12 protein-coding genes are annotated in these 13,148 nt (G+C 48.0%); 8 read left to right on the forward strand and 4 right to left on the reverse strand.

Features of this window, described 5'->3' with window-relative positions; translation table 11 throughout:
• Positions 1–51 precede the first annotated feature (51 nt).
• The 4 genes from ABY436_RS00870 to ABY436_RS00885 form a co-directional block, all read right to left on the reverse strand.
• Positions 52–675, reverse strand: a complete 624-nt coding sequence (locus ABY436_RS00870) for a phosphoadenosine phosphosulfate reductase family protein (RefSeq protein ID WP_372737140.1) — start codon at positions 673–675, stop codon at positions 52–54.
• 72 nt (positions 676–747) lie between these two features.
• Positions 748–1,251 carry a DUF934 domain-containing protein gene (locus ABY436_RS00875; RefSeq protein ID WP_372737141.1) on the reverse strand — a complete coding sequence of 168 codons (504 nt, stop codon included), beginning with the start codon at positions 1,249–1,251 and terminating at the stop codon, positions 748–750.
• The gene (locus tag ABY436_RS00880; protein ID WP_372737142.1) at positions 1,235–2,893 is read right to left on the reverse strand and encodes a nitrite/sulfite reductase; all 1,659 of its coding nucleotides are present in this window, start codon (positions 2,891–2,893) and stop codon (positions 1,235–1,237) included. The genes ABY436_RS00875 and ABY436_RS00880 overlap by 17 nt, the downstream gene beginning before the upstream one ends.
• Positions 2,894–3,024: 131 nt before the next feature.
• Positions 3,025–3,810 carry a sulfite exporter TauE/SafE family protein gene (locus ABY436_RS00885; protein WP_372737143.1) on the reverse strand — a complete coding sequence of 262 codons (786 nt, stop codon included), beginning with the start codon at positions 3,808–3,810 and terminating at the stop codon, positions 3,025–3,027.
• Between the two features lie 268 nt (positions 3,811–4,078).
• Here ABY436_RS00885 and cysD point away from each other — a divergent pair, with 268 nt between their 5' ends.
• From cysD to ABY436_RS00925, 8 genes are all read left to right on the forward strand, one after another.
• Positions 4,079–4,996 (forward strand): sulfate adenylyltransferase subunit CysD, encoded by a 918-nt coding sequence (cysD, locus tag ABY436_RS00890; protein ID WP_372737144.1) that lies wholly within the window; start codon positions 4,079–4,081, stop codon positions 4,994–4,996.
• An 81-nt stretch (positions 4,997–5,077) separates the two neighbouring features.
• Positions 5,078–6,757 (forward strand): sulfate adenylyltransferase subunit CysN, encoded by a 1,680-nt coding sequence (gene cysN / locus ABY436_RS00895; protein WP_372737145.1) that lies wholly within the window; start codon positions 5,078–5,080, stop codon positions 6,755–6,757.
• Positions 6,758–6,920: 163 nt separating this feature from the next.
• Positions 6,921–7,502, forward strand: coding sequence for an electron transport complex subunit RsxA (gene rsxA, locus ABY436_RS00900; protein WP_372737146.1), 582 nt, complete (start codon positions 6,921–6,923; stop codon positions 7,500–7,502).
• 13 nt (positions 7,503–7,515) lie between these two features.
• A complete protein-coding gene (rsxB, locus tag ABY436_RS00905; RefSeq protein ID WP_372737147.1) occupies positions 7,516–8,127 on the forward strand; it encodes an electron transport complex subunit RsxB in 612 nt (203 codons plus the stop codon).
• Entirely contained in the window at positions 8,124–10,697 is a 2,574-nt protein-coding gene (gene rsxC / locus ABY436_RS00910; protein WP_372737148.1) for an electron transport complex subunit RsxC, read from the forward strand. Before rsxB ends, rsxC begins: the two co-directional genes overlap by 4 nt.
• Positions 10,698–10,712: 15 nt before the next feature.
• A complete protein-coding gene (locus ABY436_RS00915; RefSeq protein WP_372737149.1) occupies positions 10,713–11,762 on the forward strand; it encodes an RnfABCDGE type electron transport complex subunit D in 1,050 nt (349 codons plus the stop codon).
• Positions 11,762–12,415: an electron transport complex subunit RsxG gene (rsxG, locus tag ABY436_RS00920; RefSeq protein WP_372737150.1), complete on the forward strand. Its 654-nt coding sequence runs from the start codon at positions 11,762–11,764 to the stop codon at positions 12,413–12,415. Before ABY436_RS00915 ends, rsxG begins: the two co-directional genes overlap by 1 nt.
• Complete coding sequence (locus ABY436_RS00925) at positions 12,412–13,128, forward strand: electron transport complex subunit E (RefSeq protein WP_372737151.1); 717 nt, start codon at positions 12,412–12,414, stop codon at positions 13,126–13,128. Before rsxG ends, ABY436_RS00925 begins: the two co-directional genes overlap by 4 nt.
• Positions 13,129–13,148 lie beyond the last annotated feature (20 nt).

The raw sequence follows: 13,148 nt of genomic DNA on the forward strand, positions 1-13,148 counted from the left end.
TAGATCAGGCTCATTGCTTGATTTATATGAAAATAACGTTACCTGAGGCCTTTACAGTTGCGTATGCAAACCGCACTCGCGCGTTTCAATCGCTTTGGTCGGATCAAAATAATCATGCTCATTTGGCAAATTGTGTTCTGCCAGATACGCTTCAAGATCGGCTTCCGTCCAATTAAACAACGGCGCAACCTTAATAATGCCATCTTTACTGGCCGAGACAATCTCTAACGAGTTACGGAATTCCGTCTGATCCTTACGGATCGCGTTTAACCACAAATCGGGTTTCAATTCTGCCAGCGCCCGCTGGAAAGGCTCGAGTTTAACCTGACGTGTAAATTCATCATGCTGAGGATCGTCAACATCAGGAATGCCTTTCATCAACACGTTGCGACGTGCGGATGTCTGCTGCGGGATATAGGTTTCAACATTCAGGTTTAAATCCTGAATCATCTTTTCAGCAAAACGATAAGTCGCTGATGTGTTGTACCCCGAATCCACCCATAACACTTTTATGTCCGGCTTTGCCTGAACGGCCATATGCAGTATCACAGACTCGTAGGGGCGAAAATTGGTTGTCACCAATGGATTTGCAGATTGAGCAATAGCCCATGCAATGATCTCTTGGGGAGTCTTACCTTCGAGTGCTTTATTGGCAGCAACCAGATCAATACTCATTTTATTATTTCTCCTTCGTGCAGAGCTGAAACTATTGATTTCAGCTCTGCGATATTAGCTCTGACAGTTGAATTAGCGGCGAAAAATTGGCCGGGGGTCAGCCGCAGTGCCTTGGTAATTAACACTCACTTCAGAAAAAGCACCTAAATCGTCTTCAGAAAAACGATCTTCAGGGATCAAAAATGCATTAAAGCCGGAGCTTTGCATGTACGCCAGACGGTCACGCGCAACATCTCCGACCGCACGTATCTCGCCGGCGAAGCCAACACGAACCAACTGACGGGCAATACTAAACCCACGTCCGTCTCTGAAAGTCGGGAACTCAACGGCAATCAACGCAACATTGGCCTGCTCTGCATATAGTGCTGCCAAATCGTCATCACCATTCACTTGCAGACCTAAACGGCCCGAACGGCTCAATAGCTGATCGCGATGCTGCAGATAAAAGGCCAGCGGGACTATAATATCGCCCTGAATATCAGCATCAGATAGGTCCTGAAGTTGCTCCAGCGCCTCAATATCGACCAGCTGCCAGCTGTCGTTCTCAACAATTTTTTGATTAATGAGCAACGGCATAAACATTCTCCTTAAACGGATCGATACCGACACGTTTAAACGTATCACGGAATAATTCTTCTTCTTGTCGCTGCTCTACGAACACTTCCAGGATCTTCTCTAGCGTATTAGCAACATCATCAGCCGCAACCGATTTACCCAACACTTTGCCTAATGACGCATCTTCCCGGGAAGATCCGCCCAAAGTGATCTGATACCAATCTTCACCTTTTTTATCGACCCCCAGAATACCGATATCCGCCACATGGTGATGACCGCATGCATTAATACAACCCGACATATTCAGCTGGATATCACCCAGATCATAAAGATGGTCAAGATCATCAAAGCGCTCATTAATCTGATCAGCAATATTCAATGTTTTAGCATTCGCCAGCGCACAAAAATCAAAACCCGGACAAACGATCATATCTAATAATGTACCGATATTCGGACGTGCTAAATTATTCGAATCCAGTGCCTGCCATACCGCATAAAGATCTGACTTTTTAACATCAGCCAATACCAGATTCTGGTCATGAGTCGATCGTACTTCACCAAAGCTATATTTTTCAGCCAGATCAGCAACCAACTCCATCTGGGTATCAGTAATATCACCAGCGGGTTTCAGGTAAGGCTTAAGGGATACAATCGCAATACGATATCCGGGCACCTTATGGTCTACCGTGTTACGTTCGTACCAGGTATTAAAAGCACTGTCTGCTGCACGTTGCTGTTCAAATGAGGTATCTGCAGCGGCGTTAGCATCATAATCAAATGGCTTAAAGAATGACTTAGCCCGTGCAATTTCCGCATCCGTTAACGTCAGCTCACCACCGCGTGAGTATTCCCACTCTTCTTCAACCAAACGGCGGAACTCGTCAGCACCCAAAGCATTAACCAGTATTTTAATACGCGCTTTATACTTGTTATCACGACGCCCTTTAAGGTTATAAACACGTAAAATAGCATCAAGATAGGTTAACAGATGTTCTTTGGGCAGGAAGTCACGGATCTTTTTACCGATCACTGGTGTACGCCCCAAACCACCACCCACCAATACTTCAAAACCTATTTCACCTGCATCGTTCTGCACCAGATGCAGACCAATATCGTGAACCTGTGAGGCCGCACGGTCTTCCGCACCACCGGTCACGGCGATTTTAAACTTACGTGGCAAATAGGCAAACTCAGGGTGCAGAGTTGACCATTGACGGATAATTTCACAATAGGCACGCGGATCTTCCAGCTCGCCCGCATAAACACCGGAGTATGGATCTGTCGTCGTATTACGAATACAGTTACCCGACGTCTGAATCGCATGCATCTGCACCTGAGCCAGTTCAGCCAGGATATCCGGCACCTCTTCCAGCTTAGGCCAGTTAAACTGAATATTCGTACGGGTTGTAAAGTGCGCATAGCCTTTATCATAAGTACGGGCAATATGCGCCAATTTACGTAACTGCACTGAAGAGATCAGTCCATAAGGGATAGCCACTCTCAACATCGGTGCATAGCGTTGAATATAAAGGCCATTCATCAGTCGCAAGACAAGAAACTCATCCTCTGGCAGTTCTCCTGCCAGATAGCGACGTGTCTGATCACGATACTGTTCGACGCGTTCATCAACCAGGGTCTGGTCGACTTCATTATACTGATACATGAATGTTTCACCCGTTTGGCAGCTTTACTGCCCACTTTGATTCTAGAAAAATGTTTATTAATTGTTCGTTATAATAGTGGTTTAACTATTTAGTAGATCATCTTTAGTAGCTCATCTACTTAGTAGTTCATCTACCCTGCCAGCACAAAGCGCAAACCGATGGCGAACAGAAGTGAGCCCATTATAGGCTGCATTACTTTTGGTGACAGCTTTGCCCCAATATGACTTCCTATGAATACGCCCGGAAGCGAGCCCATCAGCAAGTATGCCAACAACGACAGATCGACACTGCCCATACTGTAGTGACCAGCACCGGCAACGCCGGTCAGCACCACCGCATGCACCAGATCAGTACCCACGATAGCGGGCATGCTCATCCGAGGATAAAGCGTAATCAGCATAGCGGTGCCTAACGCACCTGCACCAACGGAGGACAAGGTTACCAATCCCCCTAATAAGATGCCAGTCAGCACGGTCACGGTAGGACGTGCTTTTTTAGCTTTAGCCACCCAAGGGCGCCCTTCTACCTTTAGTGCGTATTGACGAATTTTGTTACGCCCAAAGACAGCAATTGACGTTAAAATCAGTGACACCCCTAACGTCAGATTCATCAAGTGTTCAATCTGCTCCAGCGCCGCCAGACCTTTAAGATATTCAAGCGTCAACAAGCTGCCGGGGATACTGCCAGCCAGCAGCAAAATAACAATGCGCCACTCGATCATTTTTTTACGGGCATAGGCAAACACCCCGCCAAACTTGGTGATAGAGGCATAGAGCAGATCGGTACTGACGGCAATAATAGGAGGAATACCGAAGACGACGATCAGAATAGGCGTCATTAAAGCGCCGCCTCCGATACCGGTCAATCCGACAATAAATCCTACCACCAGCCCAGCAAAGCTGTAAGCAAATTCCATAAAATCAGCACTCACTACTAAACGAATCAGAGCGCCATCATACCTGCATTTTTATATAACAGAAAATAATAGTTTTTCATTTTGTTATTTTTTTTTAGAATAACGAAATAATCACGCGCTTATTCCATAAGCATATAAACAGATTTCTATTTATTACTTTTAATTAATAAAACTCTTTGCAATAATGCGCCGCAACATATGACAGATAGGCGACCCTGGTTTCCTATCTGCTAATCATTCAGGTTATATATCGAGCAGGCAGAAACAGATGACATCTATACCAGAGCGCCGTCTTACCCATTTAAAACAACTGGAAGCTGAAAGCATTCAGATTATTCGCGAAGTTGCAGCTGAGTTTGACAACCCGGTAATGCTTTATTCTATTGGGAAGGACTCTGCTGTAATGCTCCATCTGGCTCGTAAAGCTTTTTATCCAGGCAAGCCACCTTTTCCGCTACTGCACGTTGATACAACATGGAAGTTTAAAGAGATGATCGCCTTCCGTGACAAAATGGCCGAAGAAGCCGGAATGGATCTGATTGTGCACATCAATCAGGAAGGTATAGATATGGGCGTTGGCCCGTTTTCTCACGGCTCATCCAAACATACTGACATTATGAAAACTCAGGGCTTAAAGCAAGCGCTGGACAAGTACAAATTTGATGCAGCCTTTGGCGGCGCGCGCCGTGATGAAGAAAAATCACGCGCTAAAGAACGTGTTTTCTCATTCCGTGATAAATACCACCGCTGGGATCCAAAAAATCAGCGCCCTGAATTGTGGAACATTTTTAATACACGGGTAGACCAGGGCGAAAGTATTCGTGTATTCCCACTGTCTAACTGGACTGAGCTGGACATCTGGCAATATATCTATCTTGAGAGTATCCCGATTGTTCCCCTTTACCTGGCTGAGGAACGTCCTGTCGTTGAGCGCAACGGTATGATGATCATGGTTGATGACGAACGCCTGCCTCTGGCAGAAGGCGAGCACCCCGTCATGCGCAAAGTACGCTTCAGAACACTGGGATGCTACCCGCTGACCGGCGCGGTTGAATCCGACGCAGAAACATTGCAGGAAATTATTCAGGAAATGCTACTGACCACCACATCAGAGCGCCAGGGCCGAGCCATTGACCACGATTCTTCCGGTTCAATGGAGAAAAAGAAAATGGAAGGGTATTTCTAGTACCCGCTAGTTGTCTCTGGTGAGTCGCTAGCAGACTCACTTGTTAACCATTTTCTGATACCGAATTTAGAGAGCGAAACCATGAGCCACCAATCTGAGCTAATTTCTACAGACATTGAAGCGTATCTTCACCAGCACGAAAATAAAGAACTGCTGCGCTTTTTAACCTGCGGCAGTGTTGATGACGGAAAATCAACCCTGATCGGCCGCTTGCTTCACGATTCGAAAATGATCTATGAAGATCAGTTAGCCGCTATTCAGAGTGAAAACGCACGTGTCGGCAACGCCGGTGAAGAACTCGACCTGGCACTGCTGGTCGATGGCCTGCAGGCAGAACGCGAGCAAGGTATTACCATTGATGTCGCTTATCGTTACTTTTCCACTGCTGAGCGCAAATTCATTATTGCTGATACCCCGGGGCATGAACAGTACACCCGCAACATGGCGACTGGCGCGTCTACCTGTGACCTGGCGATCATTCTGATTGACGCCCGTCATGGCGTACAGGTCCAGACAAAACGACACAGTTTTATTGTCTCCCTGCTCGGCCTGAAACACACCATCGTCGCGATCAACAAAATGGATCTGGTTGACTTCAGCGAAGAACGCTATGAGCAGATTAAAGCTGACTATCTGGCATTCACTGCAGATCTGGAACTACAGGACATTCAGTTTGTGCCATTATCCGCGCTGAAAGGCGACAATGTGGTTAACCCATCCGAGCATATGTCTTGGTACAAGGGTCTGCCATTGATGGAAACACTGAATACGGTAAAAATAGCACGCGACAAAAACTTTGAAGAACTGCGGTTCCCTGTGCAGTACGTTAACCGCCCGAATCTGGATTTTCGTGGATACTGCGGGACATTAACATCCGGTATTGTCAAGCCTGGTGATGCAGTCACCGTATTGCCTTCTGGCAAATCATCCCGTGTTAAATCGATCGTAACTTTTGACGGCGAGCTTCAGGAAGCATTCCCGCCTATGTCGATCACGCTGACACTGGAAGATGAAATAGATATCTCCCGTGGAGATATCATCGTTCACAGCCAAAATATTCCTAAAGCAACCAATCGCTTTGACGCAACACTGGTGTGGATGGACGAAAAGCCTCTGGCCATCGGTAAAACCTATGACATCAAGCTACTGACAAGCCGCACAGCCGGCTCAGTTACAACTATCCGCCACCAAATTAATGTCAACACGCATGAGTGCTCAGATGCCAGTACATTGCAACTGAATGAAATAGGCCGCTGCGAAATTACTCTCGAGCGCCCGATCCTGGCGGATAACTATAAAGCATTCCGCGGTACCGGTTCCTTCATTGTGGTTGATCGTCTGAGCAACGCGACCGTTGCTGCCGGTATGATCATCGATGGAAATACAGATGCAACAACCTATGAGCTATTCAACACGGCCCAGGTAACCGCTGAGCAAAAAGCCCGTCGCTTTAGCCAACAGCCTGCCGTGATCGCACTGTCGGGGGAAGCAGCAGCTACTGAAACATTGATATACTCAATCGAACAGGCTTTGCACAAAGCAGGTCACGGTGTTGCCACACTAATCAATAGCAGCTTGCCAGCTGAACTGTCGCCGCACGCTTCATCACTGGCTGATCTGTTAAAACAGAATGGCTTACTGGTGCTGACTGATACCCAAATCCAGACACCGGCCATGACAATCAGCCTTGATCAGCTACCCAAAGGTAGTGAACAGGTAGCCAGCGTCATTCAGCAATTGCGCGATCAACAGCTGATATAAGGCACCTCAGTGCAAGTGGCGGCTGTGGCCGCCCTCGCATTGTGTAATATCAGGCCTTAAACGGTGCCTACAGAGGCAGTTTAGGGTACACTTCAGCCTTAGCTTACTTCAGAGATCTATCGGGGGAAACCAAGGTAGATTTTCGCATTTTGATGCAGAGATCATGACAGATTTTCTTCTCATTTTAATCAGCACCGTGCTGGTGAATAACTTTGTACTGGTTCAGTTTCTCGGACTCTGCCCTTTTATGGGTGTATCCAATAAGCTCGAAACAGCCATGGGCATGTCACTGGCCACCACCTTTGTACTGACCCTCTCGTCAGTGTGCAGCTATCTGGTATACACCTACCTGCTGCTTCCGTTTGAATTAGCCTATTTAAAAACTATCTCATTTATTCTTGTTATTGCTGTTGTTGTGCAATTCACCGAGATGGTCGTTAAGAAAACCAGCCCCTTACTGCATAAAGTATTGGGGATATTCCTGCCGCTAATTACCACTAACTGCGCCGTATTAGGTGTTGCTCTGTTGAATATTAAAAAGCAGAACGGTTTTATGGAGTCTATTTTCTATGGCTTTGGCGCAGCGGTAGGTTTTTCGTTAGCGCTGATTCTGTTTTCAGCCATCCGTGAACGCGTTGCGGTGGCCGATGTACCTACACCGTTTCGTGGTGCAGCCATCGGCATGGTCACTGCTGGCTTAATGTCACTGGCGTTTATGGGCTTCACCGGCCTGGTTAAGTTTTGAGTAGGCCGTATCGATGAGTTCAATTTTAATTGCCATTCTGGTTTTACTAAGTTTAGCCGTCGTTTTCGGCTTAATACTCGGCTATGCGGCTGTCCAGTTCAAAGTAGAAGGCAACCCCATTGTCGATCAGATCGATGAACTTTTACCACAAACTCAGTGTGGCCAATGCGGCTATCCGGGCTGCCGCCCTTATGCTGAAGCGATTGCTAACGGCGAAGCGATTAATAAATGCCCTCCCGGCGGCCAAAACACCATAGAAGCGCTTGCCGATCTTTTAGATGTCGAAGCGGTTCCGCTTGACGCTGAGCATGGCGAAGAAAGTGTTAAAACCGTCGCCTATATCCGTGAAGATGAATGCATCGGCTGCACCAAGTGCATCCAGGCCTGCCCGGTCGATGCTATTTTAGGCGCCGCCAAACAGATGCATACGGTGATAATTTCGGAATGCACCGGATGTGACCTTTGTGTTGAACCCTGTCCCGTTGATTGTATTGATATGATACCGATTGAAACCACATTAAATAACTGGAAGTGGACACCTCCTGTACCGGGTGTGCAATTAATTGCGACAGATAGCGGCAGACGATTAGATAAAGCATTACGTGAAGAAGAGACCGCCTCATGAGTAAAATTTTTGCTTTTCATGGCGGCATTCATCCTCCTGAGAATAAAAAACAATCGACACGATCTCCGATTCGCCCTGCTCCGGTTCCCGCACAGCTGACGATTCCTATCCAGCAGCATATCGGCGCACCCGCTAAACCCTGTGTCAAGACTGGTGATTATGTACAAAAAGGCCAGATCATAGCGAAAGCGCAAGGCCGAATCAGTGTTTCTATCCATGCCTCCAGCTCAGGCACTATCACCGATATCAGCCCCAGGCCAGTACCGCATCCTTCCGGCCTCGACGCCCCCTGTATCAGCATTAATACAGACGGCAAAGATGAGTGGATTGATCATCAGGGCCTGGAGGACTATCGACGCGTTCCCAAGCAAGTACTTATCGAATACATCCGTGATCATGGTATTGCGGGTATGGGAGGCGCAGGATTTCCCACCGATGTAAAACTACATCTGGGTGATGATCATATTGTTAACACCCTGATTATCAATGCCGCCGAGTGCGAACCTTATATCACGGCTGATGATATGCTGATCCGCGAACGGGCTGAGCAGATTGTTGGCGGTATAGAGATCATCAATTACCTGCTCAAGCCAACTCACATCCTTATCGGTATTGAAGATAACAAAGCACATGCGATTCGCGTTCTTGAAGACGCCTTACGTCACACAGAACTCAATATCGATATTATCGTTGTTCCGACAAAATACCCGTCAGGCGGCGAGAAACAGCTCATTCGGCTATTAACAGGTGTCGAAGTACCCAGCGGGCATATCCCGGCCGATGTCGGCATTGTCTGCCAGAATATCGGTACGGCGGCGGCCATTAACCAAGCCGTTAACCACGGCATCCCTCTGATCTCGCGCATCGTGACCGTCACCGGAGGTGCCGTCAGCAAACCGCAAAACCTGGAAGTGCTGATTGGAACGCCCATTAATACTTTGCTGGAAACCGCCCGCATCAACCACGACCAACTCAGCAGACTGGTGATGGGGGGACCTATGATGGGTTACACCATTGAGAATGATTCCATTCCCATCATAAAAACTTCCAACTGCATTATTGCAGCGACGGCAGAAGAGATGCCGCCAGCGCCACCCGCGCAAGCCTGCATTCGTTGCGGACTATGTGAACAGGCCTGCCCCGCAGACCTGCTACCGCAACAGCTTTACTGGTTTGCCAAAAGCAAAGAATTTGAAAAGGCCAAACATCATAACCTGTTTGATTGTATTGAATGCGGCGCCTGCTCCTATGTTTGCCCAAGCAATATTCCATTAGTGCAGTACTACCGTTTTGCTAAAAACGAAATACGTGCCGAGGAAGCAGAACAGCGTAAAGCGGATCAGGCGCGGCTACGTTTTGAAGCCAGACAGGCTCGTCTGGAACAGGACAAAATTGACAAAGAAACACGCCGTAAAGAACGTGCTGCACAGGCAGCAGCGGCTCAAGCAGCTAAGAAAAGCACACTTGAGACTGCACAAGCAAACCCCGAAGACCAGATCAAACAGCTAAAAACTGCAGCGGCAGTAACACGCACTAAGCTAAAAAAAGCGCTCGCTGCATTGGAAAAAGCCAAAGCTGAAAGCAGTGATGATATCGCACAACTGGACCTTCAATATAAGCAGGCGGAACATGCGGCCGAAGAGGCACAAAAAACACTTGAGGCCACAGAAAAAGGCGCACTTGTATCTGCCTCTGCAGCGACCAGTAATACAGCCGATATTAAACAACTAAAAACACAGGCTGCTGTGGCACGCACCAAGCTCAAAAAAGCGCAACAAGCACTTAAAATGGCTGAAGAAAAAGGCCATGAGGGTGTAGAAACGCTACGTAATACGGTAGCACAGCTGGAAACCAAAGCAGCCAATGCACAACAGGCATTTGCTGATGCTGAAGCGAGTAATAGTTCAGGCGGAGCCGCTTCTCAACCGTCAGCGCTGCTTCAGGAAGCTGCCGACAAAGCATTACAAACGTTACAAAAAGCAGAAGCCGCTCTGGCCACAGCATTAGAAAAAAACAGCCCGGCAGCAGACAAGATGCAAGCCGGTGTTGAAAAACTAAAACTCAAATACACACAAGCATTATCTGAACTGCAACAGAGCAGCAAAACGCAGCAACCTCCTATTCAGGAATCTACTGGCCAGAAATCTACTGGCCAACAAGCGGCTGAAGGTAAACCGATAGACTTAAAAGCATTGAAACAAAATGTTTCTATTATGCGCACCAAGCTGAAAAAAGCTGAAAAACTGCTGGAGGCAGCAGAGGAGAACTCAACAGAAGCCTCTGAGTTGCAACAAGAGATTTCACGTCTGACTCAGTTGCATACAGAAGCCAAAGCGCAACTTGACGCTGAAGAGGCCATTAGAATCAAAGCGGCCGCGGCTCAGGGCATTGACCTTAAACAGTTAAAAATTGACGCTGCGCTTGCCCGCGCCGCCGCCACTAAACTGCAACGATCGATCAAAAAAGAGCAGGAATCTGAACAAAAAAATCTGGATGCGCTGCAGGCAGAACTGATTACCGCCCAGCAGCAGGCAGACAAGCTCACCCAAACACTTAGCCAATTTGAATAGGAAATGCGGTAGATTATGGCGCTGATTCGTATCACATCACCCCACGTACATAAACCCGTCGATACGGCTGGTATCATGCGTCTGGTGATTCTAGCCACCTTGCCAGGCCTGCTGGCTATGACTTTTTTCTTTGGCTGGGGCACACTGATCAATATCATCTGGGCCTCCCTGTTGGCCGTGACCTTTGAAGCCATCTGCATAAAGGCGAGAAAACGCCCGCTCTATTTTTATCTGAAAGATTACAGCGCTATTCTAACAGCCGTGTTGATAGCACTGGCGTTGCCACCGTTTGTGCCTTGGTGGTTAACCGCTGTCGCTGTGTTTGTTGCGATTGTCATAGCCAAGCAACTTTACGGAGGGATTGGGCAAAATCCATTTAATCCGGCAATGGTAGCTTACGCCTTGGTATTGATCTCATTTCCGCTGGAAATGACCCGCTGGACAGCCCCCTTTATGCTTCAGGGTGATGGCTGGAATGTTCTCGGTTTTGTGGACACGCTACAATTGATATTTGGCGGCTGGGCTGAGCATGCCGATGCCTTCACGTCAGCCACACCTCTGGACGTCATGCGTCACCGTGGTGGCCTTACGACAGAGGAAGCATGGAGAGCATCAGATGTTCTGGCGAATGTCGGCGCCTGGCACGCGGTCAGTGCCGCTTACTTTATGGGCGGCATTTTTCTGCTTTATAAGAAAATATTCTCATGGCACACCCCGGCGGCTGTACTTATCTCTTTAGGCGCCATGTCGACCCTCTTTTATGTTATCTCGCCCGACACTTACGCCGACCCTTTCTTTCATCTGACGGTAGGCGGAACCATGTTAGGTGCCTTCTTTATCGCTACCGACCCGGTCTCCTCGGCCACCAGTAATAAAGGCAAAATCTGGTTTGGTATTGGCATCGGCGTTTTGATTTTCACCATTCGAACCTGGGGAAATTACCCAGATGCGGTGGCTTTCAGCATTCTGTTAATGAACCTTGCTGCACCTTTTATTGATCAGTACACACAGCCGCGCGCCTATGGCCACAAAGCACCCAATAGCGGCCTGAAAGGAAAAGCTTGATGGAACTCCTGATATCACTTCGACAAAACACACTGGGCATTTCTATCTTTGCCATTGTCACAGCAGGACTGATCGCCCTTACACAAGTGTCAACCAAAGAACAGATCATTGAAAACGAGCGCGCACAGCAAGCCAAAGCGCTTTACGAAATTATCCCGGCAGATAGTATCGATAATGACCTGTTACACTATCAGATCGACATTCAGGCACCTATGCTGGGCCACCCTCATGCCAAAGCCTATCAGGCAATGCAAAAAGGCCAGGTCACTGCAGTGATTCTTCCTGTCATAACACCCGATGGTTATTCCGGCGACATATCTTTGATTGTTGGTATTAATGCTGACGCGTCCGTTGCAGGTGTGCGGGTTCTTTCACATAAAGAAACGCCCGGGCTTGGCGATAAAGTCGACCTGAGAAAATCAGACTGGATACTGAGCTTCAACCAAACCCGCATGCAGGGATCAGATGACCAACGCTGGGCGGTGAAAAAAGATGGCGGTCAGTTTGACCAATTTACCGGCGCCACTATTACGCCACGTGCCATCGTTATCGCCGTTAGTCGTGCGCTTCAGTTTTTTCAAAACAATCGCAGCACACTTCTCACTCCCAGCCCCAGCACTCCAAGCTCTATGCCTGATAAGGAGGCTTCATGAGTATCGACTATAAAGAGATCACATTAAACGGGCTGTGGCATAATAATCCTGCACTTGTGCAGTTATTAGGCTTGTGTCCATTACTGGCGGTTACTGCGTCAGTCGTCAACTCCATCAGCCTTGGCATCGCCAGCACTCTGGTATTAACAGGCTCAAACCTGACGATTTCAATGTTCAGAAGGTTTGTGCCTGATGCAGTACGCTTACCGGTGTTTGTGATGATCATCGCGTCGTTTGTTACCTGTATCGAGCTGCTGATGCAGGCCGTCACTTACGAACTTTATCAGATTCTGGGAATCTTCATTCCGTTAATCGTTACCAACTGCGTCATCATGGGCAGAGCAGATGCGTTCGCATCTAAAAACCCAGTATCCGCATCACTGCTGGATGGTGCGATGATGGGTATTGGCTTTACCGCTGTATTAGTACTGTTAGGCGGCCTGCGTGAAGCCTTGGGGTCGGGGACTTTATTCGCCGATATGCACCTGCTGTTCGGTCCTATGGCTGAAAACTGGACGATTGTTCTTGTGGATGATTACAAAGGCTTCCTGTTCGCCATCTTGCCGCCCGGCGCTTTCGTCGGCTTAGGCTTGCTCATCGCGTTAAAAAATATCATTGATAAGCGTCTTAAGGATCGCCAGTCCGCTAAAGCGCCTGCGCACAGTCAGGACGCTGGCAGTAAACGCGTTCGGGTAACCGGCCAGATAAGCTAATAAGCACCTCCAGGCAGGAT

It is taken from the genome of Neptunomonas sp. (genome assembly GCF_041601355.1).
Lineage (GTDB): Bacteria > Pseudomonadota > Gammaproteobacteria > Pseudomonadales > Balneatricaceae > Neptunomonas.